Source organism: Tunturiibacter empetritectus (assembly GCF_013410875.1).
GTDB classification, from domain to species: Bacteria; Acidobacteriota; Terriglobia; order Terriglobales; family Acidobacteriaceae; genus Edaphobacter; species Edaphobacter empetritectus.
In genome coordinates this window covers 1017564-1039384 of record NZ_JACCCU010000001.1, presented here as the reverse complement: position 1 = coordinate 1039384, position 21821 = coordinate 1017564, and the positions used below count along the sequence as shown (strand labels likewise).

Here is a 21821-nt window from a genome sequence, read left to right as displayed (position 1 = left end):
CAAATCTCTTTAGTGCTGGGTAAGCCGGTGCAACAGGGCCTCGATCGCCCGGCCGATGATGTTGTCCACCAACCAGAAGTACGCCGCGAAGATGAAGACGGTGACGAGGACAACGATCGTAGTCGACTGAACCTCGGCGCGCGAAGGCGAGATCACCTTGCGCATCTCGCTGCGAACATCCTTGAGGAACTCGCCGAGACGTGCTGGTTGCGACTTCAACTGCTGCAATCCGGTGCTGGGCTGTTCGGTTACCGCTATTGTCTTGGCCATAGTACTGCCTCAATCTTCGTGGTGCGTTGTGGTGTCTGTTCCCGGACTTGAGGGACCGGGCAAACTGGCGGGGGAGCTCGGATTCGAACCGAGAAGTTCGGTTTTGGAGACCGACAGTTTAACCGTTGAGCTTACTCCCCCAGGCTGTGCGGAGTGAGACCTGCGTCTCACCCCAGAATCCGGCTGGAGACTACTTCGTTTCCTTGTGGTCCGTGTGCTTCCGGCAGGTGTTGCAGAACTTCGAGAACTCGAGGCGACCGGTGGTCGTCTTCTTGTTCTTCGTGGTGGAGTAGTTCCGGTTCTTGCAATCCGGGCACTGAAGAGTAATGATCTCGCGCATAGTAAATCTCCTTCTAACGTGGCCAGCCACCTCGGCTGGCAAGCAGCGTAGTGACACGCCGCGACACAGGGCAATGGCCCCTGCAACCAAATCCTGATTGTGAGACGGAAGAAAAGCGGTCAGGCCACGCTCGTCCTCTCAAATTATCTCTTAAAACAGTGTTTCAGGAAAGCCACGGCTCCGAACTGCCAGAACGGTGGCCGCCAAATAGAACAAGGAAGCAGTAAAACAAGAAGACGGCAGAATTGCTCCTGCCGCCTTTCGTTCGAATCTTTACTTGATGATCTCGCTGATGGTTCCTGCTCCGACGGTGCGTCCACCTTCGCGGATAGCGAAGCGCAGACCCTTCTCCATCGCGACTGGCGTGTGCAGCGTGATCTCCAGCTGGATGTTGTCGCCGGGCATGCACATCTCAGTTCCCGCAGGCAGCTTCGCCGAACCCGTCACGTCCGTGGTGCGGAAGTAGAACTGGGGACGGTAGCCGTTGAAGAACGGAGTATGACGTCCACCCTCTTCCTTCGACAACACATAAACCTCGCCCTTGAAGTCGGTGTGGGGCTTGATCGAACCAGGCTTGGCCAACACCATCCCGCGCTCCACATCTTCCTTCGCAATACCGCGCAGCAAAAGACCAGCATTATCGCCAGCCAGACCTTCGTCCAGCTGCTTCTTGAACATCTCGACACCGGTGCAGACCGTCTGACGGGTCTCGCGGAAGCCAACGATCTCGCAGGCCTCGCCAACCTTTACCTTGCCGCGCTCGATACGGCCCGTGACCACAGTGCCGCGACCCGAGATCGAGAAGATGTCTTCGATCGGCATCAGGAACGGCTGATCGACCGCGCGCTCAGGCTGCGGAATGTACTTGTCCACCGCCGCCATCAGCTCGTCGATCTTGGCCTCCCACTGGGCTTCGCCATTCAGCGCGCCCAACGCAGAGCCACGGATGATCGGAGTGTCGTCGCCAGGGTAGTCGTACTTCGACAAGAGCTCGCGAACCTCCATCTCCACCAGTTCGATCAGCTCTTCGTCCTCAACCGCATCACACTTGTTCAGGAACACGACGATGAAGGGAACGCCAACCTGACGCGCCAGGAGCACGTGCTCCTTGGTCTGGGGCATCGGGCCGTCGGTCGCTGCAACCACCAGGATCGCGCCGTCCATCTGCGCCGCTCCAGTGATCATGTTCTTGATGTAGTCCGCGTGGCCCGGGCAGTCGACGTGCGCATAGTGCCGGTTCGGCGTCTCGTACTCCACGTGCGAGGTCGCAATCGTAATACCACGCTCGCGCTCCTCAGGAGCGTTGTCAATCGTGTCGAACGAACGAAACTTGTTGTTCGGGTTGTGCTTCGACAACACCTTCGTAATCGCCGCCGTCAGCGTCGTCTTGCCATGATCGATGTGCCCGATCGTCCCGATGTTTACGTGCGGCTTTGACCGGTCAAACTTTTCCTTGCCCATGACTGCTCGTCTCCTCGTGTTGGCCGGCGCGTGCACCGGGGTTCAGGTGAATACTTCAAACGAAAAACTGAAAGCGAAAAACTAAACTTGAGAAGCGGGGGGTTGTCTCAGTAATATGCGTACAACTTGAAGAACTTCTCTCGCAGCTCCGGTGCAACCTGCTCCAGGCTGGCGAGATAGAGTTCGCGAATCTGGCCCTGGTCGGAGTTACCCAGCTTGTTGTATTCAGCCTGCGCAGTCACTCCCAGGTTTCCCTTGCTCAGAACCGTCTCGAAGTCGCGTATGCGCAGCTTCGACCGCTCCAGCGACTTCAGGAACTCCGCGACACGACCGGAAGAGAAGGAGGCTTCCACTGCTGTCTTCACCGCGTTGAAGGTCTCCGGATCGGAGACGGTAAGTATGGGTTGCTGATACAGACTGCTCAACACACTCTCCTGCGATCTACTGCCTGACCGCTTCTATCAATCTATCAATCTTTGGAGCGGGAGACGGGAATCGGACCCGCGACCAACAGCTTGGAAGGCTGTGACTCTACCACTGAGTTACTCCCGCTTGCCTGCAGGGACCGAGCCCTTTACTTCAAAGATCTGGAGCTGACGGAGAGGCTTGAACTCTCGACCTCTCCCTTACCAAGGGAGTGCTCTACCACTGAGCTACGCCAGCGTCGTACAAAACACGCCAAACAATCTGCTAAAACTTTTTACCAAACAATCTTACCGCGAACGCAACCGTCCGAGTATGACACGAAAGGCAAAAAAACCTAACAGGATCCAGGTTAGCTGCTGATACTTGCCTGGCTCCATTGTCTGCCAGACCGCTATCCCCAACAACCCCAGTACAACCAGCGCAATCCACATCCTTCCGCTGCTTGCCGGACTCAGATCCACAACACTCACCAGTTACAGCAACCTTCCACGACCGCAGTACAAAATTTATGGTGCACAGGGGAGGATTCGAACCTCCGTAACTCGAAGAGTGGCAGATTTACAGTCTGCTGCCATTAACCACTCGGCCACCTGTGCACATCCTGCTTTGAACTCCAGCGCGCAGCCCTCATCTCAATCTCTCAAGTCCGCACCTCGATTCTAAACCGCGAATCGGGCGCGTACTCACCCTTGAAGGAATGACCTTGAAGAATGAAGAGGAGGTCTGCATAGCCAGAACGGCAAGCAGTACAACCAAATCCGTCTTTCTTTTCCCGCTGCTTGAAACTGGAGCTGGCGAAGGGACTTGAACCCCCGACCCTCTGATTACAAATCAGATGCTCTACCAGCTGAGCTACGCCAGCCCAAACAGCAATTTTGCCCTCTGTAAGCTCAGCCGCCCAACGCGCAGCAGTGCCCGCGCAGAGTGCGCCGCAGACCTAACTTTAGCATAGCGGGAACACTGGAGCAATGGGTTGCAAGGGGCGGATCTCCTCCGCTTACCGACCCACCGGGGAATACGTCCAAAGCTCGCCTCCGTGCTAGGCTATGCCAGCATTTTCAGTTTCAGCCTGTTGGAAATTCCGGGACCCAGGTCGATCAAATTCATGCGCCTTTTGCTTCTACTCTCTCTTCTGTTCAGCACCCTGCCGATAGTGGCACAGAACTCAGGCGACGCCCCCCAGCTGATCGAAGGCCCACAAAGCGCGTCTCCTCCAAAAGCCGCCGCTATGAACAACGATTCGGTTATCCGCATGGCAAAAGCAGGCTTGGGCGAAGACCTCATCATCCAGACCATCAACACGCAACCCGGAAGATACAACACAGACGCTGACTCCCTCGTGACCCTCAAAACGGCAGGGCTCTCCGACCGCGTCCTCACTGCGATGATGAACAAGAGCCGCCGGCAGCTCACCAACGTGCCGGAGACTGAAAAACCCATCGTCCTCTCCGACGTCAACGAGATTGGCGTCTACTACAAAGACCGCTCAGGAAGGTGGACCGCGATCGACCCGGAGATTGTCCACATCAAGTCGGGCGGATTTATCAAGTCAACCGTAACCAACGGCATCATCAAGCAGGATCGCAACGGCCGCGTCAATGGCCGCGAATCGGCGCTCGCACTCAAGCGCCCAATCGAAGTTCTGCTCTACACGCCTGAAGGCGTCGCCGCCACGGAGTACACCTTCGTTCGCTTCCGCCTCAACTCGAGCAACCGCGAGTTCCGCATCCTTACCGGCGGCGTCTTCCACTCGAGCGGTGGAGCAGACCGCGACGAGGTTCCCTTCAAGCCGGTGCGAACCGCTCCGCGCACCTACGAGTTCACCGTCGGAGATGGCGTCGCTGGCGGCGAGTTCGGCATTCTGCCACCCGGCACCGGCAACGTCACAAACGGCGGAAAGATCTACACCTTCGCCATCGTGGAATAACCTCGCCACTCCTCTTCAACCTCGCACGACGATAAGCCACAACCGGAGGCCATACCCCAAGATGGGCTATGCTTATTGCTTGAGGCGCTGCAGTTCGTGAATCGTACTGACCATGCTGACACTTTGCCCGACCGGCCATGTCCCTGATGCGTAAGCGCACCCGTTACTCCTTCTTGCTGATGCTGGCGTTGATGTCTGCGCTGGTAGTCGCACTGGTGCTGCGAAAGGCCGCTCCGCCAGAGGTCGCGCGCCTGCTGCCCGAGTCCGACGCGATCGTCTACGCCAATCTAAAGCCGCTGCGGGCTGCTACTCACTTCGATCGATCTCCGGTCAATCGCACCCCTGAGTATCAGCAGTTCATCGACGCCACCGGCATCGTCCCCGAGCGGGATCTCGACTCCGTGGCCTTTGCCCTGCACCGCATGGACGACCCCAACGGCCCGAACGGTCCGGTCGGCTACTCCGAGGTCTTCGAAGGCCGTTTCGATGGGGAGCGTCTGGCACACTACCTTGCCTCAATCGCCACGGCGAAAGAGAGCTACGCCGATCACGATATCTTCACCATTCGCGTCGGTGACGAGAGCGTTACGCGGCCCCTGCGCATCACGCAGCTCGGTTACGACACCATCGCCGCCTCCAACATGCCGACGGCCGAGCAGATTCACTCCATCCTGGACCGGCATCGCGCCGCTGCATCGCCGTTTTCAGGCTCATCGCTCTTATCGGCACGTTATCGCGACGTGCCCGCGTTTTCAAGCGCCTGGGGCATCGGCCACATCGGTCTCCCCTTCTCTGAGCGCGGCGCAATCAGCATCTTCGGCCTGCAACTGCCCATGTCGGAGGACACCACCTTCGTCGCCAGCCTGCGTTATCTCGGAACCCTGCACCTGCGCCTCGAGCAGATTGCTCCGAACGACGCCGACGCAGCCCGGGCCACCGAGACTCTAACCTCGCTGCTCACGCTCATGAAGACCGTAGAGCAGGCACAGGCGCAGATGCAGCCTCACCCCGCCACCGATGCGGCGTTTCGCGAGCTGACCGACTCCACGAAGATCGAACAGCATAAAGATCGCGCCGTTCTAACTGCAAACATCCCGCTTGAGTTAGTTAAGCAATTCGCATCGCCAAACCCCGACCTTCAGCCATAACGACTGAGACGAGATGACCGACGCCACCATCCAACAGCCCACCCGAATCCTGCTCATTCGCCACGGCCAGAGTGTCGCGAATGCGGGCGGCATCCCGCCGGACCACATCATCAATCCTTTGACAGAGCTCGGCCGCGCCCAGGCAAAGGCCTTCGCCGACGGCTTCTCCTGTGACCCGACCCTGTTTCTGCTCTCGCCGTATCTCCGTGCTCAGCAGACTGCGGTCCCGCTTCGAGAGCGCTACCCCAAGGTGCCGATCGAGGAGTGGCCGATCCAGGAGTTCCACTATCTAAACCCTGCGCGACACAACGGTACCAGCGAAGAGCAGCAGATGCCGCACATCCTGGAGTTCTGGGAGCGAGACGATCCGTCCTACTCCGACGGCCCCGGAGCTGAGTCGTTCAGCGACTTTATCGGCCGCGCCCGCGACGCCATCCGCCGGCTCGCCCAATTGAAATCAGAGGGATGCATTGCCGTCTTCACCCACGGCCTCTTTATGCAGGCCATTCGCCTTCTCTTCCTCTTCCCCCGCGCGACCGACCGGCAACTAATGTCAAACTTTCGGCGCTTTCACTTCGTCAACTTTATAGAAAACCTCCAGGCAATTGAGCTCGAGGTCCTCAACGGTCAACTTCGCATGGTCGGGCAACAGCATCTAACCACTTTCACGCTCCAAGGAGAAACGTCTCATGCATAGCTCTACTCCCTCCGTTCTTCGAGTCCTGGCTCTGGCGTCCCTCGTCTCTGCGCTGCCGGCTTCTGTATTCGCACAGTCCGGCTCAGTCATCACCGGGCCGTCCGCCTTCACCGACTACACACAGGAGCATCCCGGCGTCCGCCGCAAGATCACGCTCGCCGACCTGCCACAGCCGAAGCCGGACGAGTCCGTCGACAACGGCCCCAGCCTCGTTCCCCGCCCTGAGGGTGCATGGCCGGTCGCGCCTGCAGGTTTCAAGGTTGAGATGTACGCGCAGGGTTTCAAAGAGCCTCGGCTGATGCGCACCGCTCCCAATGGCGATATCTTCCTCGCCGACTCCCACGGCGACAAGATCATGGTCCTCCGTGGCGTGGGCCCTGATGGTAAAGCAGCGACCGTCTCCACCTTTGCCTCCGATCTCGATCTTCCCTTCGGCATCGCCTTCTATCCCAGCGGCCCCAACCCCAAGTGGGTCTATGTCGGCAACACCAAAACCGTGGTCCGCTTTCCGTACAAATCCGGTGACCTGGTTGCAACCGGAAAGCCTGAGACCATCGTCGCCCAGCTTCCTGGCTTCGCCCAGCTCCGTGGCGGCGGACACTGGACACGCGACGTCGTCTTCTCTCCCGACGGCACCAAGATGTTGGTCTCGGTCGGATCCGCCTCGAACGCGGACGATCCTGACACTCACCCCAATGAGTTGCATCGCGCCGACGTACTCGAGTTCACGCCCGAAGGAAAGTTCGTCAAGGTCTACGCCAGCGGCATCCGCAACTGCGTCGGCGAGGCCATCAACCCAACCACGGGCCAGCTCTGGTGCTCCACCAACGAGCGTGACCGCCTCGGCGACAACCTCGTCCCCGACTACATCACCAGCGTCAAGGAGGACGGCTTCTACGGCTGGCCCTGGTACTACATGGGCGGCCATCAGGACCCGCGCCTCATGGGCACTCACCCAGAGTTGAAGGACAAGGTCCTCACGCCCGACGTCATCCTGCAGCCGCACTTCGCCTCACTCGAGCTAGCCTTCTACACCGGCAAGCAGTTTCCCTCTAGTTATGACGGCGACGGCTTCGCAGCCGAGCATGGCTCGTGGAACCGCGCCCACCGCTCCGGCTACGAAGTGATCCGCATTCCCATGCACGACGGCCACGCCACCGGAGAGTACGAGGACTTCCTGACCGGATTCGTCACCTCAGATGGCAAGGTCTGGGGCCGCCCCGTCGGCGTTACCGTAGCCAAGGATGGTTCGCTCTTCGTAACCGACGATGGCTCGAAGACCATCTGGCACGTCAGCTATACCGGAAAGTAGGGCCGTCTCAACAAAACGCCTCGAAAATAAAAGAACGGCCGAGATCTTCGGCCGTTCTTGTTTTGTAGGCATCTCTGAGCTGTTGTGTCAGAAAGCACTTTCAAAAGCTGCGTTTTTGAAGCCCCTGTTTTTGAAGGAATAGCCCAGCGTCGCGCTCGCAACCTGGGGCGCCTGGACAGAAGCGACCTCCCGCTTGCTTGAAACCACTGAGACCAGGGCCTCGAAGCAGTCTGCATCGAGCTGTACCGGAATGAGCTTCGACATGATCGACAGCGTCTCGTCAAGCTCGATACCCGCTCGGTAGGGACGATCCTCCGAGAGCGCCGCATACACATCCGCGACCGCAACGATGCGTGACTCAGTCGAAAGATCCGGCCCCTTCAGATGATCGGGGTAGCCCGAGCCGTCAAGTTTTTCATGATGCTCGCCTGCGATCACCGCCATCTCGCGGAAGGGTGCAACCCGCTCTAGAATCCGTCGCGTAATCCGCGGATGCTCGTACACTGCCTTCCACTCTTCCGAGCTCAACTGACCCTTTTTGTCGAGGATCGCATTGGCGACTCCCAGCTTGCCGATGTCATGCAGCAAAGCCGCTCTGCGAACCAGTTGCGCGCGGTCTGCCGCAAGTCCCATCGCCTGCGCAATGCCAAACGCCGCGTCCGCAACCCCTTGAGAGTGGCGATAGGTAAAGTGAGACTTCGCATCCACCACATCCGCAAACGCCTCGCAGATTCGATCGATCTGGCTCGACTCCAACTGGTGCCGCTTGCCGGAGTCAAGGTCCAGAACAGCCTGCCGTGTATCCTGCTCTACATCAGCGGGCGAGCAGTGATTCCAGAGCGCCCCCCGACGGTGCAGCGATCGTGCGATGCGGACCAGCTGCGGATCAAACCAGGTTCCGCTGCGCTCTTCGAGCGTGTCGATCGCGCTCTGCGTTCCGGCTGCGGCCGAGACAATATCCAGATGCTGCGCAATCGCGCAGATGCGGGCCAACAAGGGAATCTGCTCTCCCTTCAAGCTGTCGGGATAGCCGCTCCCGTCCCATCGTTCGTCCACGCTGCGGACCGCCTCGGCGGCGATAGACCCCATGCCGAGTTCGTTTAAAATGCTGGCTCCCCGGTCATAACGGGGCGATAGCCTCTCGAAACTCTGGTGACGCGTAATTCCGTTCTTGAAGGATCTGGCGGTCCTGACAACGCGACCTGCGTCCGGAAGAACCTGGCTCCAGAGGAGCTTCAGGGTCGACAGACTCGGTTTGTGCGGTCTGCTCCAGTCTTCGAGACTCACCGCCCTCCTGGCCGCGCGATCGTCTCCGCCTAGAATCTGACTTATGCGGCCGGCGCTGCGACTGCAACCGATATCTTTCAGCAGAAGGGCAAAGTAGAGGCTGCTGGTCTGGTCGGAAGGAAGCTTCACCTCTTCGGCGATGCGCATACCCAGCAGGCAGCTGCGAAGCGCATGTCCATGCACCGCGCCTTCAGTCAGGTCAAGCGCGTAAGAGAGTGCCGAAATGATCTCCGACAGGGAGATGGATCCATCAAAGCTCTGCATATTCCTGGGAAAAGCCGCTGAGGTCTGCATCATGCGTGTCTCGTTCTCTCGTAAAAGCCAGATTGGAATTAAGATCTTCTTCCAGGGCTGACAGACGCGATCTGTTGCAGGACTTCAGTGTTCATGGTGAATATATCGGCGGCAAACCGGGGTGGGTATTACCCAAATGGTGCACAACACGATTGCCCCCAGGAGCTTTCCCAATACGGGAATGGACCTTGGCATGCCTCTCGGTCTCACCCTGTTTCGATCAACCGGTTTCGGGGCACAAAAAACGGCAGAGCCGACAACCTGCATCAGCTCTGCCGTTTCTTTGAAATCGCTAAGAGCTACTGCCCCTTCGCTATCTCCGTACCCAGGTCCGCCAGCGTCGTCCGCAGATATTTGTGCGGATTCACCGGCGTATTCCTGATGCGAACCTCGTAGTGCAGATGCGAGCCCGTCGTGCGCCCACTGTGGCCCACATAACCGATCACCTGGCCACGAACCACCGTCTGCCCCGCGATGCAGGCGAAGCCCGACATATGCCCATAGACTGTCTCAACCCCATGCCCGTGGTCGATCACGACCTCGCGCCCGTAGCCATTGGACATCTCTGCCTGCTTCACGATGCCGTCTCCGGTCGCACGGATGGGAATTCCATTGGGAGCACTGATGTCGATGCCGGTGTGAAACTCGCCTTCGCCATTGCCCAGGATCGGATCCTCACGCTGGCCAAAGCTGCTCGTGATCGGGCCCATGATCGGCCACAGCGTCGGAACATACGACGCCAGCTCCAGACTGCCCGCTCCTAGCAGATCGGCAGAGACATATCCAGGGCCGTTCAGACTGGAGATGGCCCGGGTCGCCGTGCCGCTCATCGCCGAGCTGCGCAGTGAATAAAACGCATCGATCGACTTGTAGTAAGCCTGTTCCGAGTTATCCGAAGAGTCCGTGCCATCGGTTAATGGCGTCTTGGCGATTGCCTCCGCCACCCCCGACGACTTGCCATGAGGCTTCTCAGCCACCTTGCCCGCAGGCGACGCAAGCTTGCTCGCCGTCAGACCGTACAGAACCGAGACTTCGCTCGCCAAAGAGCCCAGCGAGGCCGCCTGAATATCTTTTTCGTGCGCCGCCTTCTCCAGGTGTGCATAGTCCTTTTGGAGTGAGTTGTGGTCCTGACGCAACTGATTGAACCGGGCGGTCTTGATCAGCATCCGGGAGTACGACCCGGCCAGCCCGGTAATGGTGAACATGCCGATAATTGCCGCGCCCACAAAGATATACGCGTAGTGCAGAGGCACCGGCACCTTACTTAGGTTGCCCTCTTCATCGCGGCTGACGAGCATGAGGTAATGACGTTTTTTCAGCTTCAATCAGAGTCCCTGGCCCAGGTTTGACCGCGAAGCAAATCGCGGCTCGAAGAAATTTCAATCAAAAAATCACACAAGGCAAATCGAATTCATCAATCGCCATTTCTGATTGCAAATCTCTCTTGAGCGTCCTCTAAGAGGGTACCAAAGCAGTTACCCGCCATGCAAACGAGCATAGACCAGATCTTTTTCCCGTAACTACCACAAAAGAGTCACATTGTGCTAAACGTTTATGCTGCCATCAGCATGAAAAAACCTTCCCCACCCTTTGGAGAACTCGATCTGATCGAGCAGATCCGCCAAGATTTTGCCACCAGCAGCAGCGCGGTCAAGCTCGGCATCGGCGACGACTGCGCGATCCTCCGCCCTCCCCCTGGATGCGAAGTACTGGTAACCACAGACCTTACGCTCGAGGGACGGCACTTCCGCTGCGACTCCCACCCTCCGGAGTCGGTAGGCCATCGCTGCCTCGCTCGTGGACTGAGCGACCTCGCCGCCATGGGCGCGACTCCCATCGCCGCCTTCCTCTCCCTCGCGCTTCCCTCCACCATGCTCACAAAATCCGCTGGCCGCGCCTGGACAAAAGGCTTCTTCCACGGCCTGCGTGCGCTCGCCGAGTTGCACAGCGTCCCCCTCGCAGGAGGAGACACCTCAGAGTCGCCCGGCGGCAGGAGCGCCTTGATCCTCGCCGACATCGTTCTGATCGGATCCGCTCCAAAGGGTAGAGCACTGCGCCGCTCTGGAGCCTCCCCGGGAGACGCACTCTACGTAACCGGCCAACTCGGTGGCGCGGCCGCAGAGTTAGCGACCATGCTGAGTAGAAGACGTCGGACCCTGAATCATCAAACCAACGAAGATCATCCCCACATGTTTCCCGAGCCACGTCTGGACGTGGGCGAGGCCCTCCAGCGACGTGGACTCGCCACGGCCTGCCTCGATATCAGCGACGGGCTCTCGACAGACCTGTCCCACCTCTGCCGCGCCTCAGGAGTCAGCGCAGAGATCGAACAGGAGGCACTGCCGATTCATCCGTTCGCGCGCAAGCTGAATGCCGCCGCTGCCCTGCAAGCAACGTTGCACGGGGGCGAAGACTACGAGCTGCTCTTCGCCGCGCCATCCTCCGTCAAGATGCCATCCACTCTCGCTGGAGTGCCGCTCACGAGAATCGGCACTCTCAAGACACGACGCACCGGACACGCACTGATGACTCTGCTAGCGCCAGATGGCAGCCGTACAGAGTTGAAGCCCGGCGGTTGGGAACACTTCTCTAAACCTGCCAGTAAATCGAAAAAAGCGTAGAAGAAGCTACCCCGCTAAGCCTGCTACCATCAATCGGTTCAAACCGAATCTGCACCTCGAAAATCTATGCGCGACTCCACCAAGATCATCCGTTCCACGCTAAGCCGAACCGTTCCCGGCGAGCCACTGCACGCAGGGCCTGTCTTCGCAGCGCCGTATCACACACCAGGCGACCCATCGGAGACCCCCTACACGTACGCACGCTCGCACAATCCAACCTGGACTGCACTCGAAAGAGCCATCGGCCAGATGGAGTCCGGCCAGCTCGCTTCAGGCGAAAACTACCAGGCAACCGCGCTTGTCTTCGCCTCTGGCATGGCAGCGTGTGCCGCGGTCTTCGGAGCGATCCTGCGACCCGGTGACGTCGTCGTTCTTCCATCGAACGCGTACTACACCGCCCGCGTCCTGCTGCAGGAGTACTTCGCTCCCATGGGAATCACGCTGCGTATGGCACCCACCGCTGGAAACGCGCAGGCTGAGCTGCTTGAGGGCGCGCGTCTTCTCTGGCTGGAGTCGCCCAGCAACCCCGGCATGGAGATATGCGACATCGCCCTGCTCAGCGAAGCAGCGCATCGTGCGGGTGCTCTGGTCGCTGTAGACAACACCACGCTCACGCCGCTGGGACAACTTCCTCTCGCACTTGGCGCCGATTTCTCCGTCGCCTCGGATACGAAGTCGATGACCGGACATAGCGACCTCCTGCTCGGCCACGTCGCAGTGCGCGACCTCGAGCTACGCGCAAAACTCGATCAATGGCGCACCCTTACCGGGGCCGCGTTAGGCCCAATGGAGGCATGGCTCGCGCTGCGTTCTATCGCAACGCTTCCCCTGCGCCTCGAGCGCTCCTGCGAAAACGCGCAACGCATCGCCGAATTTCTCGCATCAAGAAAAGACGTACAGAGCGTCCTGTATCCGGGCCTGCCTACGCATGCCGGCCACGCGATCGCGAAAAGACAGATGCGCTACTTCGGGCCGGTATTGAGCTTCGTATTGCGCGACAAAAAATCCGCCGACACGTTTCTCTCCAAATCATCGCTGCTAACCGAAGCCACCAGCTTCGGCGGTGTGACGACAACAGCGGAGCGTCGCGCGAAATGGGGCGGCGACACTGTCCCGGACGGCTTCATCCGCATGAGCGCCGGCTGCGAGGCCATCGAAGACCTCCTTGACGATATGGCGCAAGCCCTGGACGCGGCGCAATGAGGGTTTTTACCAGAGAAAAATCTGACGGTGGTGAAAGTGCGTTTTTTGCAGGGGATTTTGCGGATTCCGATGTGTTTTTGAATGGTAAATCGTGGTGAACTTGTGGTGAGATGCGTGGCTGACGTGGTGTTTTGGACGTCACCTTTTTGGACTCGAAAGATACGCCAACTTTTCAATATTTATTTTTCGGGGGCCGGGACGTGATGCAAGGTACCGATGTGTTTGCTCAGAACTGGAGCGCCGAGATCCTCAAGACAGCGCCACTCATCTCGCCCGCACGGCAGTTTGTCTATCCAAAACAGATCGCAGGCGAAGAAGACGCCTTGGCCCGAGGTGCGTTGCAGCTGATGGTTCGCCCAGCCGACGGCGGAGCATTCCTCGCCACCTGCGCCCTGGGCTTTACCAACTCCACCATGCCGACCGGCGTCTTTGCCTGTCCCAATCCGCGGGAGATGTGCGCGCTGGCCGGCGGCTACGCCTACATCGTCGATACCACACAACCGCAGCACTGCACTCACATCGAGATGAAGCCTGTGGTCGAAGCACGCCCCCTCGCCCCCCAGGAACTCCTCTTATTTGTCGGCTTTCATTCGATGATCGCCTGGGGTGCAAGCGGACAAGCGTGGGAGACGGCGCGACTCAGCTGGGAGGGAGTCCGCATCACCGGCGTGGAAGGAAACACGCTGCACGGCATGGGCTGGAACCTGTTGACCGATCGCGAGACCGCCTTCGAAGTAGACCTGCTCACTGGCCATCATCAGGGCGGAGGGTTTGCTCAGCCGCCGCAGCGGCAAAAAAACTGAGCGCGGCATCGCCCTGCTTCAACAAACGAGTGTGTTCGAGCACGCCATAGCGTGAAGCAAGCTTCGATTTGCTCCCATGTTCGGCAACCACCACTGCATCCGCACCTAGAATCGCGCGACCACGTACACTCCCGAAAAAATTGAGCGTGCCCGAGTACTCGTCTTCAGCTTCGTAGGGTGGATCAAGATAGACGATATCCACCGGCTGCGTGAGCTTGCCAAGCCGCTGCAGAATCGCTCCCACACCGCGATCCTCCAGCGTAAATCCGCGACCAATCTTCAGCGCGGCAAGATTCTGTCGCAGCGAAGCCAGCGCCGGCTCAGCATTCTCCGCAAACCAGACGTGCTCCGCGCCACGGCTTATCGCTTCAATCCCCACCGCCCCGGTTCCCGCATAAAGATCGACAAAACGACAACCCTCAAGTCGTGGCGCGAGGATGTTGAATAGCGTCTCTCGTAGACGGTCACTGGTCGGACGAGTCTCGAGACCACGTGGAGCGGCGAGCTGGCGAGAGCGGTAAGTACCTGCAATGACGCGCATCTTTCCTATAGTAAGACGCAAGCGAGCCTATGGTAAGCCGCCAACACGCGAATCCGTTAACGGCAGCGCATACAATAGAGGACATGCGTGGGTGGTCTTTTCCGATCGGCAGATTTCTCGGCGTGGATGTTCGCATTCATACCTTCTTCCTCCTTATCCTCGGGTTGTCAATCAGCTACGCGTCCATGACGGGTTCGACTGGGAGCAGAGGATTTGCTCTCTGGCTTCTTCTGCTGCTCGCCGTGGTGATTCGCGAGGTAGCCCGCGCCATCGGGGCAGCCTGGTTCGGGCTTGACCTCCGCAGCATCCTTCTGCTTCCCGTCGGCGGCTTGATGAGCTATGCCAGCACCGAAGCAACCGAAAAGGCCTCCACCCCCGAGATGCAAAAGCGCATGGCCGTCATCGGGCCAACAGCGAACATCGGATTCGGAGTGCTGCTGGCCGCGATGACGCTCACGATCGCGCCTGAAGTCAGCATCCTCGAGCGGCCCTGGATGTCGCCCATGCACCTGCTGAGGGCCGCAGTCTGGATGAACATCCTGCTCGGCGTCGTGAATCTGCTGCCAGCCTCGCCGCTCGACGGAGGACGCGTCTTTCGTGGCGAGTTCGCCAAGACCAAAGGCGTTATGAAGAGCACACGAGCCGCGGCAGGTCTGGGCCAGTTCATCTCCATCGCACTCATCGTCGCCGGCCTCCTCGTCCCAAACATGTGGCTGGTCATGATCGGCGCCTTCCTCATGATCGGCGCGCACATGGAAGATCAGGGGCTGTTGCTGCAAACCGATGTCGACGCGGTGCGTATGCGCGACGTGATGCTGACGCAGTTCAGCATGCTCTCGGCCTCGGATACCCTCGAAGACGCGCTCCAACGCTCCGTCCACACCCTGCAGGACGTCTTTCCCGTGGTGCGCGGATCGAATCTCGTTGGCGCGGTCTCACGCCAGAGCATCGTCGACGCCCTGCAAAGCGACGGCAACGGCTACGTGCAGGGCGTGATGACACGCTCCTTCCAGACCGCACAGCCCGACGATTCCCTCGTCAAAACGCTGCGCCGCATCATGGCCGGTCAAGGCGCGCAGATGGTTCCTGTCCTCGAAGGCGACCGCATCGTCGGCATCATCACGCCGCAGAATCTCGCCCTCTCCATGGGGATGTTGAATCAGCGCCGCAAGCTGCGGCAACCGGAATAATGCCCGCAACCCACGACAAGGACGACCGGCCACTGGCGCCGGGGCTCTACCTCGTCGCCACTCCCATCGGCAACCTCGAAGACATTACGCTCCGGGCGCTGCGAGTTTTGCGTCAAGCGGACCGCATCGCCTGCGAGGACACACGGCAGACGCAGAAGCTGCTTAATCACTTCGAGATCCGCACGCCCACCGTCAGCTATCACATGCACAACGAGGGCTCGCGTACCGAAGAGCTCATCACCGAGCTGAAGACCGGCGCCCGCATCGCAGTCGTCAGCGATGCCGGAACCCCCGGCATTGCCGATCCCGGCGGCCAGATCGTCACCGCAGCCCTCGCCGCAGGAGTCGATGTCTTCCCCATCCCAGGCGCGAACGCCGCAATCAGCGGCCTGATCGCAAGCGGCCTTCCCACCGAACGCTTCACCTTCCACGGCTTCCTCCCCGCCAAGGCAGGCCAGCGCAAGACCGCGCTCGAAGATCTTATGCGAGGCGAGGTAACCCACGTCTTCTACGAAGCCCCGCACCGCATCCTCGACACCCTAGCCGATATTGACGCCGTCTTCGGTCCTGAGCAACACGTCGTCATCGCGCGAGAACTGACCAAGCTGCATGAAGAGTTTTTGCGGGGAACAGTCGCTGATCTACGGACCCAACTAGCCGCGCGCGCCAGCGTCCGCGGTGAGATCGTACTGATGCTCACCCTGGCCCCAATTGAGAACACCGCTGAAAAGCGGAAGATCACTCTCGCCGCCGAGGTTTCAGCAATGATGAAGTCAGAAGGTATCAGCGAGATGGATGCCCTGAAGCGAGTCGCTCGCGAACGCGGCATCGGCAAGAGCGAAGCCTACCGCGAACTACAACGGGAGCAGAATCGGCGACGCTAAGTCTCGTCCTGCTCTCGGCTATTCCCCACGAAGACTTAATCCCGCCCTTTGACCCGATCGTATTGGTAGACGTTGCTTGTAGTGCCCAGTGCCTCGTTGTAGAGGACCGTGGCGCCGATCGCTTCCTTCAGCTCTTCGCTGAACTCATGGATCGACCGCAGATGATCCGCCGACGCGGGAATCTCCAGCTTGCTCGTCTTGAGGAATTTTTGATACCCCCTGTCGAGCAGGCGCGCGATCTCGCCATTCAGCAGCCACCCCGGCCGGGCCAGGATCTCGACCGTACCGTCCGGCGCCGCAGCGATCTCAGCCGCACAGCCGTATTTCCTTACCTGGACGGCATTTGGCGTTCGCTTTGCACCCTCCTGAGCGGGGGCAACATCGAATCTCTGGCCGCCGAGGAGACCGAGAACGTCATTGAAGCTTCGTTGTGGGATCTTTTTCGCCATAAGTGCAATACGTTAGACTCGATTAACTGTCGCACATCCGCGAAAGTCCTTCAATCGCAGCGGCACACAACGGTTCAAATGAGTCAAAAGAAAACGGAAGCCGCATGATCGCCACCCTCAAACCGTTTGGAACAAGCATTCTAGACCGCGTCGGCCACACTCCCCTGGTGAGGCTCGAGCGGCTCAATGCTCATCTGCCCGGAGTCCAGATTTTGGGCAAGGCCGAATGGGCGAACCCGGGCGGCTCGGTGAAAGATCGCGCCGCCTCCGCCATCGTCACCGATGCACAGCGCAGAGGCCTCCTCAGCGACACACGCGGCCTGCTCGATGCCACCAGCGGCAACACTGGTATCGCCTACGCCATGCTCGGCGCTGCACTGGGTTTCCGCGTCACTCTTTGCATGCCGTCAAACGTCTCGCCTGAGCGCAAACGCTATCTCGCCGCCTACGGAGCAGAGGTCCTCTGGACCGATCCCGCCAACGGCTCCGACGGCGCAATCCGCAAAGCACGAGAGCTCGCTGCAGCCGAGCCGGACAAGTACTACTACGCTGATCAATACTCCAACGACGAGAACTGGAAGGCGCACTACCGCACGACCGCAAACGAGATATGGGAGCAGACCGAAGGCCAGGTGACGCACTTTGTCGCGGGCCTGGGAACCAGCGGCACCTTCATGGGGACAACCCGCCGCCTGAAGGAGCTGAACCCGTCGATCCGTTGCGTCTCGATGCAGCCGGACTCGCCGTTCAACGGCCTCGAAGGCCTGAAGCACATGGCGACCGCGATCGTGCCGCGCATCTACGACCCATCGCTCGCCGACGCGAATATCGACATGCCCACCGAAACCGCCTACGAGATGGTGAAAGATCTGGCGCGCAATCAAGGCCTGTTGATTGGAATCTCCGCAGCTGCCGCTGTCGCAGCCTCCCTGCAGATTGGCGAGCAGGAGGCCAGCGCTGGACGCGAGGCCGTCATCGTCACCATCCTCTGCGACTCGGCAGAGAAGTACATGAGCGAACGCTTCTGGCAGGAGGGCTAACCCAGATGCTACGCATCCACTACGCTGACTACGAAGCCCTCCGCGCCCACGGCGAAGAGACCTACCCGAACGAGTGCTGCGGCGTCCTGCTCGGAAAGAACATCGCTGGCGAAGACAATGGCACTGTGGCGGTCAATAGCGCTGCGGCAGTCAACTACGTCCAGCAGATCGTCCGCGCCGGCAACACCCGCACCGACTCCGCCCACAACCGCTACCACATCGCCCCCCAGGAGCTCGTCAAGATCCAGCGCCAGGCACGCGGCCTTGGTCTGGACATCGTCGGCTTCTATCACTCGCATCCCGACCATCCCGCCCAGTGGTCCAAGACCGACTTCGCCGAAGCTCATTGGCTCGGCTGTTCGTACATCATCACCAGTGTTGAACAGGGCAAAGCTGTCCTGACAAACTCCTTTCTGCTGAGCGGAACAGGAGAGGACGACAAGAACTTCGACGACCAACCAATTCAAATCGACATCGCCCCTAACGTCGCCGAAGCAGCGGCGCAAACTCAGAAAGGTCAGGCATGAACATTCACATTCCCACCCCGCTGCGCGCCTACACCGGCGGACTCGAGACCGTCAGCGTCGCGGGAACAACCGTCAGCAGGGTGTTTCAGCAGCTCACCGTCCAATATCCTGAACTCAAGCCCCATCTCTTTACCCCGGAAGGCAAGCTTCGCTCGTTCGTCAACGTCTATCTCAACGACGATGACATCCGCTACCTCCCAAACAAGGAAGAGACCCCGGCAACCGACGCGGACGAACTCACGATCATCCCCTCCATCGCCGGCGGAACGAGCTGTCGACTCTAAAATTTTCCTATTTGTAACCGTCTATGGAAATCGGTTCGAAGACGATTTTACGAGATGAAGGTTTTTTGACGCCTCTACATGAGGCAGAGGAAAAGACAATGCCAACAGCAATAGAAGAGACCGTAGAACTCCCGAAGCTCTCCAATGATGAGATCGCCCGTTACTCCCGGCACCTGATACTTCCCGAAGTTGGGATGGAGGGCCAGCAGAAGCTGAAGGCCGCCAAGGTACTCTGCGTCGGCACCGGTGGGCTCGGCGCACCTCTCGCACTTTATCTCGCGGCCGCAGGTGTAGGCACCATCGGCCTTGTCGACTTCGACACCGTCGACGCCAGCAACCTGCAGCGCCAGATCATCCACTCGACCGCGACCGTCGGCAAGCTCAAGGTCGATTCCGCCGAGATCATGCTCAAGGGCCTCAACCCCACCGTCAAAGTCATCAAACACAACACTATGCTCACCAGCGCCAACGCGCTCGAGATTCTGAAGGACTACGACGTCATCGCCGACGGCACCGACAACTTCCAGACCCGCTACCTAGTCAACGACGCCTGCGTCCTGCTCGGTAAGCCCAACGCCTACGGCTCCATCTTCCGCTTCGAGGGACAAGCCAGCGTCTTCGGCACCAAGGAAGGCCCCTGCTACCGCTGCCTCTACCCCGAGCCGCCACCGCCGGGCCTCGTCCCCTCCTGCGCAGAAGGCGGCGTGCTCGGCATTCTCCCCGGCCTCGTCGGAATCATCCAGGCAACCGAGACCATCAAGCTGATCCTCGGCATCGGCGAGCCATTAATCGGCCGCCTGCTACTCGTAGACGCCCTCGGCATGAGCTTCCGCACTCTCAAGCTGCGCAAGAATCCCGAGTGCCCCGTCTGCGGTCCCAATCCCACCGTGACCGAACTCATCGACTACGACCAGTTCTGCGGCATCACTCCGCCCAGCGAAGTCGGTCCTCTCGAAGTCGCCCGCGATAAGGCAGTCAGCGATCTTCCAGTCGTCGATGGCATCCCGCAGATCTCTGTCCAGGAGTTGAAGCGCAAGCTCGACGCCAAGGAAGACGTCTTCGTCCTCGACGTCCGCGAGCCGCACGAATACAAGATCGTAAACCTCGGCGCACCGCTGATCCCGGTCGGCGAAATAGCTCTTCGCTCCGCCGAATTAGCCGACAAAAAACACAGCGAGATCGTCGTCCACTGCAAGTCCGGCGCCCGCAGCCAGAGAGCCGCGGTCGCCCTCAAACAAGCCGGATTCACCAACGTATCGAATTTAACCGGCGGCATCCTCGCCTGGGCAGACAAGATCGACCCGTCCCTGCCAAAGTACTAGCAGTAAGCAGTTACAAAGAGGCCGCGAGCATCCATCTCGCGGCCTCTTCTTTTTTCTCAAAATGAGTCAAACAACATCTCACGAAGGATTCTGGTAAAGCCCGAATACGTTTCCCGCGGGATCCTCGAATCTCGCGGTAATCTCCGGCGCATCGACCCCAATCGGCTGCACAATCTTACCTCCTGCGGCGACAACCGCTTCAATCGCAGCAGCCACGCTGTCGACCATGACATAAACCAAAACTCCAGGCACCGACATTGGCGGCCTGCCCGTCACATACGCCCCACTTACCTCGCCGATGCCATCATCAAAAGCAGTAGCACCATCACCTCGCTTACGAACCTCCCACCCAAAGACCTGGTTATAAAACTCAGCCGAACGCGGCACATCCGTCGCCGGTATCTCGACATAACAGATCTTGCCGTTAGCGATCGTCGGTGCCATCACACCCTCCGCAGAAAAATTTGAGAAATTGTTACTCTGCTTTGTCTTCCACTTCCAGCATCTGCAAGCACAGTGGCTTCTCCAGCATGCAATCCATGCGAGCTACTGAAGCCAAAGCCCGCTCAATCGTCGAACTCAGGCAAGGCTCCGTCGTCACCACAAACGGAAGCCGATGCTTCGGATATCCCCGCCGCTGCAGCAGCGAATCGATATTAGCCCCCACCTTCGAAAGCGCCCCCGAGATCGCCGAGACAATTCCCGGCTTGTCGTCGACGACAAATCGCAGATAGTGCGGCGCAAAAAAATCTCCGGTCACCTCGCGCCTTCGCACCGGCAGCTGCACCGTTTTGCAATCCTGCGCAACAGCCAGTAGATCCGACACCACAGCAACCGCCGTAGGTTCGCCACCAGCACCATGTCCCGAAAAAACAACATCACCGCCAAACTTCCCGCTCACCACCACCATATTTTGCGTACCGTGCGACCACGCCATCGGCGAGGCCAGCGGAACCAGCATCGGCGCAACCCGCGCATGCACTATTCTTCCATCAAGCTCAGCGCGCGACACCTGGCGAATCGTGCAGTTCAACTCCTTGGCATAAGAAAAATCGATCGCCTCAATCGCCGAGATCGTCTGCATCGCAACCGCATCCGGGTCCAGCTCAGCGTGCATCGCAATGCGCGACAGAATGCAGAGCTTCGCCCGCGCATCGTAGCCATCTACATCAGCAGACGGATCAGCCTCAGCATAGCCAAGCTGCTGCGCATCCTCCAGAACGGTCGCGTAGTCGGCCCCAGCCTCCATCCGGCTCAAAATGTAGTTGCAAGTGCCGTTCACAATGCCGCTGAGTCTCGTCACCTGGTCGCCGCACAACCCCTGCAACATCCCCGGAATCACCGGCACACCACCCGCAACAGCCGCTCCATGCAACAGGTGAACGTTATGTTGCGCCGCAATCTTCGCCAGTCCCGTACCCCGATAAGCGATGAGCTGCTTATTCGCCGTAACCACCGACTTGCCCGCAGCAAGAGCCTTGCGCAACCATCCTTCTACAGGATTAAGGCCGCCCATCAACTCAATCACAACATCAACATCCGACCGCAAAATCACATCGATATTGTCGGTCCACACCACCGAGCCCGGCACCAACTTTGCAGCCTCAGAGCTACGCTTCCGATCCACATTGCGGTTGAAGATATGCGTCAGCTGCACACCCGGAAACCTCGACGCCGCCAGCACACGCGCCACTGAACCACCGACCGTGCCAAACCCAAGCAGCGCAACCTTCACGACGGAGTCCGATTTACTTTTTTTGGCCGCAACCCTCTTCTTCTGTTTCGTCGTCATGTC

23 protein-coding genes and 5 tRNA genes are annotated in these 21821 nt (G+C 59.3%); 13 read left to right on the top strand and 15 right to left on the bottom strand.

The features are described 5' to 3' along the window. Positions 1-9 precede the first annotated feature (9 nt). The 9 genes from secE to HDF08_RS04325 all read right to left on the bottom strand — a co-directional run bounded on the left by secE (position 10) and on the right by HDF08_RS04325 (position 3359). Positions 10-270, bottom strand: a complete 261-nt coding sequence (gene secE, locus HDF08_RS04365; protein WP_179585117.1) for a preprotein translocase subunit SecE — start codon at positions 268-270, stop codon at positions 10-12. 65 nt (positions 271-335) lie between these two features. Beyond that, positions 336-411, bottom strand: a tRNA-Trp gene (locus tag HDF08_RS04360). 49 nt (positions 412-460) lie between these two features. Beyond that, a complete protein-coding gene (rpmG, locus tag HDF08_RS04355; protein WP_158943905.1) occupies positions 461-610 on the bottom strand; it encodes a 50S ribosomal protein L33 in 150 nt (49 codons plus the stop codon). A 273-nt stretch (positions 611-883) separates the two neighbouring features. Further along, positions 884-2071: an elongation factor Tu gene (gene tuf, locus HDF08_RS04350; protein ID WP_179636944.1), complete on the bottom strand. Its 1188-nt coding sequence runs from the start codon at positions 2069-2071 to the stop codon at positions 884-886. Positions 2072-2178: 107 nt separating this feature from the next. Next, complete coding sequence (locus tag HDF08_RS04345; protein ID WP_306459665.1) at positions 2179-2496, bottom strand: hypothetical protein; 318 nt, start codon at positions 2494-2496, stop codon at positions 2179-2181. Between the two features lie 52 nt (positions 2497-2548). After that, positions 2549-2623: transfer RNA gene (locus HDF08_RS04340), tRNA-Gly, on the bottom strand. 36 nt (positions 2624-2659) lie between these two features. Further along, positions 2660-2734: transfer RNA gene (locus tag HDF08_RS04335), tRNA-Thr, on the bottom strand. A gap of 272 nt (positions 2735-3006) precedes the next feature. After that, positions 3007-3093, bottom strand: a tRNA-Tyr gene (locus tag HDF08_RS04330). Between the two features lie 190 nt (positions 3094-3283). Next, positions 3284-3359, bottom strand: a tRNA-Thr gene (locus HDF08_RS04325). A gap of 243 nt (positions 3360-3602) precedes the next feature. Here HDF08_RS04325 and HDF08_RS04320 point away from each other — a divergent pair. The 4 genes from HDF08_RS04320 to HDF08_RS04305 all read left to right on the top strand — a co-directional run bounded on the left by HDF08_RS04320 (position 3603) and on the right by HDF08_RS04305 (position 7581). After that, positions 3603-4424, top strand: a complete 822-nt coding sequence (locus HDF08_RS04320; protein ID WP_179637354.1) for a hypothetical protein — start codon at positions 3603-3605, stop codon at positions 4422-4424. A gap of 137 nt (positions 4425-4561) precedes the next feature. Beyond that, entirely contained in the window at positions 4562-5572 is a 1011-nt protein-coding gene (locus HDF08_RS04315; RefSeq protein ID WP_179637353.1) for a hypothetical protein, read from the top strand. Positions 5573-5585: 13 nt separating this feature from the next. After that, positions 5586-6269, top strand: a complete 684-nt coding sequence (locus tag HDF08_RS04310; protein ID WP_179637352.1) for a histidine phosphatase family protein — start codon at positions 5586-5588, stop codon at positions 6267-6269. Continuing rightward, complete coding sequence (locus tag HDF08_RS04305) at positions 6262-7581, top strand: PQQ-dependent sugar dehydrogenase (RefSeq protein ID WP_179637351.1); 1320 nt, start codon at positions 6262-6264, stop codon at positions 7579-7581. Before HDF08_RS04310 ends, HDF08_RS04305 begins: the two co-directional genes overlap by 8 nt. Before the next feature lie 87 nt (positions 7582-7668). Here HDF08_RS04305 and HDF08_RS04300 read toward each other — a convergent pair whose 3' ends face one another. Together HDF08_RS04300 and HDF08_RS04295 are read right to left on the bottom strand one after the other, a co-directional pair. Beyond that, a complete protein-coding gene (locus HDF08_RS04300) occupies positions 7669-9165 on the bottom strand; it encodes an HD-GYP domain-containing protein (protein ID WP_179637350.1) in 1497 nt (498 codons plus the stop codon). Between the two features lie 296 nt (positions 9166-9461). Then, positions 9462-10481, bottom strand: coding sequence for a M23 family metallopeptidase (locus HDF08_RS04295; protein ID WP_257031039.1), 1020 nt, complete (start codon positions 10479-10481; stop codon positions 9462-9464). A gap of 222 nt (positions 10482-10703) precedes the next feature. Between HDF08_RS04295 and thiL the strand changes: the two genes are divergently transcribed. The 3 genes from thiL (at position 10704) to HDF08_RS04280 (ending at position 13789) form a co-directional block, all read left to right on the top strand. Continuing rightward, complete coding sequence (thiL, locus tag HDF08_RS04290; protein WP_353068421.1) at positions 10704-11783, top strand: thiamine-phosphate kinase; 1080 nt, start codon at positions 10704-10706, stop codon at positions 11781-11783. Between the two features lie 66 nt (positions 11784-11849). Further along, the gene (locus tag HDF08_RS04285; protein ID WP_179637349.1) at positions 11850-12986 is read left to right on the top strand and encodes a cystathionine gamma-lyase; all 1137 of its coding nucleotides are present in this window, start codon (positions 11850-11852) and stop codon (positions 12984-12986) included. A gap of 203 nt (positions 12987-13189) precedes the next feature. Then, a complete protein-coding gene (locus HDF08_RS04280; protein WP_179638774.1) occupies positions 13190-13789 on the top strand; it encodes a hypothetical protein in 600 nt (199 codons plus the stop codon). Here the strand turns inward: HDF08_RS04280 and rsmD are convergent. Next, complete coding sequence (rsmD, locus tag HDF08_RS04275) at positions 13731-14330, bottom strand: 16S rRNA (guanine(966)-N(2))-methyltransferase RsmD (RefSeq protein WP_179637348.1); 600 nt, start codon at positions 14328-14330, stop codon at positions 13731-13733. The two genes, HDF08_RS04280 and rsmD, sit on opposite strands and share 59 nt — an antisense overlap. An 83-nt stretch (positions 14331-14413) precedes the next feature. Here rsmD and HDF08_RS04270 point away from each other — a divergent pair, with 83 nt between their 5' ends. Further along, complete coding sequence (locus HDF08_RS04270; RefSeq protein WP_179637347.1) at positions 14414-15520, top strand: site-2 protease family protein; 1107 nt, start codon at positions 14414-14416, stop codon at positions 15518-15520. Continuing rightward, positions 15520-16404, top strand: a complete 885-nt coding sequence (rsmI, locus tag HDF08_RS04265) for a 16S rRNA (cytidine(1402)-2'-O)-methyltransferase (RefSeq protein ID WP_179637346.1) — start codon at positions 15520-15522, stop codon at positions 16402-16404. The genes HDF08_RS04270 and rsmI overlap by 1 nt, the downstream gene beginning before the upstream one ends. Positions 16405-16439: 35 nt before the next feature. On the opposite strand, the gene HDF08_RS04260 is transcribed toward rsmI, so the two are convergent. Further along, positions 16440-16853: a hypothetical protein gene (locus HDF08_RS04260; RefSeq protein WP_179637345.1), complete on the bottom strand. Its 414-nt coding sequence runs from the start codon at positions 16851-16853 to the stop codon at positions 16440-16442. Positions 16854-16957: 104 nt separating this feature from the next. Here HDF08_RS04260 and HDF08_RS04255 point away from each other — a divergent pair, with 104 nt between their 5' ends. From HDF08_RS04255 to moeB, 4 genes are all read left to right on the top strand, one after another. Further along, positions 16958-17893, top strand: coding sequence for a PLP-dependent cysteine synthase family protein (locus tag HDF08_RS04255; protein ID WP_179637344.1), 936 nt, complete (start codon positions 16958-16960; stop codon positions 17891-17893). Positions 17894-17898: 5 nt separating this feature from the next. Beyond that, complete coding sequence (locus HDF08_RS04250) at positions 17899-18420, top strand: M67 family metallopeptidase (RefSeq protein WP_179637343.1); 522 nt, start codon at positions 17899-17901, stop codon at positions 18418-18420. Then, the gene (locus HDF08_RS04245) at positions 18417-18704 is read left to right on the top strand and encodes a MoaD/ThiS family protein (protein ID WP_179637342.1); all 288 of its coding nucleotides are present in this window, start codon (positions 18417-18419) and stop codon (positions 18702-18704) included. The genes HDF08_RS04250 and HDF08_RS04245 overlap by 4 nt, the downstream gene beginning before the upstream one ends. Positions 18705-18802: 98 nt before the next feature. Next, complete coding sequence (gene moeB / locus HDF08_RS04240; protein WP_179637341.1) at positions 18803-20026, top strand: molybdopterin-synthase adenylyltransferase MoeB; 1224 nt, start codon at positions 18803-18805, stop codon at positions 20024-20026. 78 nt (positions 20027-20104) lie between these two features. On the opposite strand, the gene HDF08_RS04235 is transcribed toward moeB, so the two are convergent. Both HDF08_RS04235 and HDF08_RS04230 read right to left on the bottom strand, forming a co-directional pair. Beyond that, positions 20105-20470, bottom strand: a complete 366-nt coding sequence (locus tag HDF08_RS04235) for a VOC family protein (RefSeq protein WP_179637340.1) — start codon at positions 20468-20470, stop codon at positions 20105-20107. 31 nt (positions 20471-20501) lie between these two features. Continuing rightward, positions 20502-21818, bottom strand: a complete 1317-nt coding sequence (locus HDF08_RS04230) for a homoserine dehydrogenase (protein WP_179637339.1) — start codon at positions 21816-21818, stop codon at positions 20502-20504. Positions 21819-21821: the final 3 nt, after the last annotated feature.

Coding starts and splice junctions, on each gene's coding strand:
- HDF08_RS04260 (WP_179637345.1), bottom strand. CDS start 16,853: ATGGCGAAAAAGATCCCACAACGAAGCTTCAATGACGTTCTCGGTCTC.
- HDF08_RS04245 (WP_179637342.1), top strand. CDS start 18,417: ATGAACATTCACATTCCCACCCCGCTGCGCGCCTACACCGGCGGACTC.
- rsmD (WP_179637348.1), bottom strand. CDS start 14,330: ATGCGCGTCATTGCAGGTACTTACCGCTCTCGCCAGCTCGCCGCTCCA.
- secE (WP_179585117.1), bottom strand. CDS start 270: ATGGCCAAGACAATAGCGGTAACCGAACAGCCCAGCACCGGATTGCAG.
- HDF08_RS04235 (WP_179637340.1), bottom strand. CDS start 20,470: ATGGCACCGACGATCGCTAACGGCAAGATCTGTTATGTCGAGATACCG.
- HDF08_RS04270 (WP_179637347.1), top strand. CDS start 14,414: ATGCGTGGGTGGTCTTTTCCGATCGGCAGATTTCTCGGCGTGGATGTT.
- HDF08_RS04285 (WP_179637349.1), top strand. CDS start 11,850: ATGCGCGACTCCACCAAGATCATCCGTTCCACGCTAAGCCGAACCGTT.
- HDF08_RS04255 (WP_179637344.1), top strand. CDS start 16,958: ATGATCGCCACCCTCAAACCGTTTGGAACAAGCATTCTAGACCGCGTC.
- tuf (WP_179636944.1), bottom strand. CDS start 2,071: ATGGGCAAGGAAAAGTTTGACCGGTCAAAGCCGCACGTAAACATCGGG.
- HDF08_RS04250 (WP_179637343.1), top strand. CDS start 17,899: ATGCTACGCATCCACTACGCTGACTACGAAGCCCTCCGCGCCCACGGC.
- rpmG (WP_158943905.1), bottom strand. CDS start 610: ATGCGCGAGATCATTACTCTTCAGTGCCCGGATTGCAAGAACCGGAAC.
- moeB (WP_179637341.1), top strand. CDS start 18,803: ATGCCAACAGCAATAGAAGAGACCGTAGAACTCCCGAAGCTCTCCAAT.
- HDF08_RS04320 (WP_179637354.1), top strand. CDS start 3,603: ATGCGCCTTTTGCTTCTACTCTCTCTTCTGTTCAGCACCCTGCCGATA.
- HDF08_RS04280 (WP_179638774.1), top strand. CDS start 13,190: ATGCAAGGTACCGATGTGTTTGCTCAGAACTGGAGCGCCGAGATCCTC.
- HDF08_RS04300 (WP_179637350.1), bottom strand. CDS start 9,165: ATGATGCAGACCTCAGCGGCTTTTCCCAGGAATATGCAGAGCTTTGAT.
- HDF08_RS04310 (WP_179637352.1), top strand. CDS start 5,586: ATGACCGACGCCACCATCCAACAGCCCACCCGAATCCTGCTCATTCGC.
- HDF08_RS04315 (WP_179637353.1), top strand. CDS start 4,562: ATGTCCCTGATGCGTAAGCGCACCCGTTACTCCTTCTTGCTGATGCTG.
- HDF08_RS04230 (WP_179637339.1), bottom strand. CDS start 21,818: ATGACGACGAAACAGAAGAAGAGGGTTGCGGCCAAAAAAAGTAAATCG.
- rsmI (WP_179637346.1), top strand. CDS start 15,520: ATGCCCGCAACCCACGACAAGGACGACCGGCCACTGGCGCCGGGGCTC.
- HDF08_RS04305 (WP_179637351.1), top strand. CDS start 6,262: ATGCATAGCTCTACTCCCTCCGTTCTTCGAGTCCTGGCTCTGGCGTCC.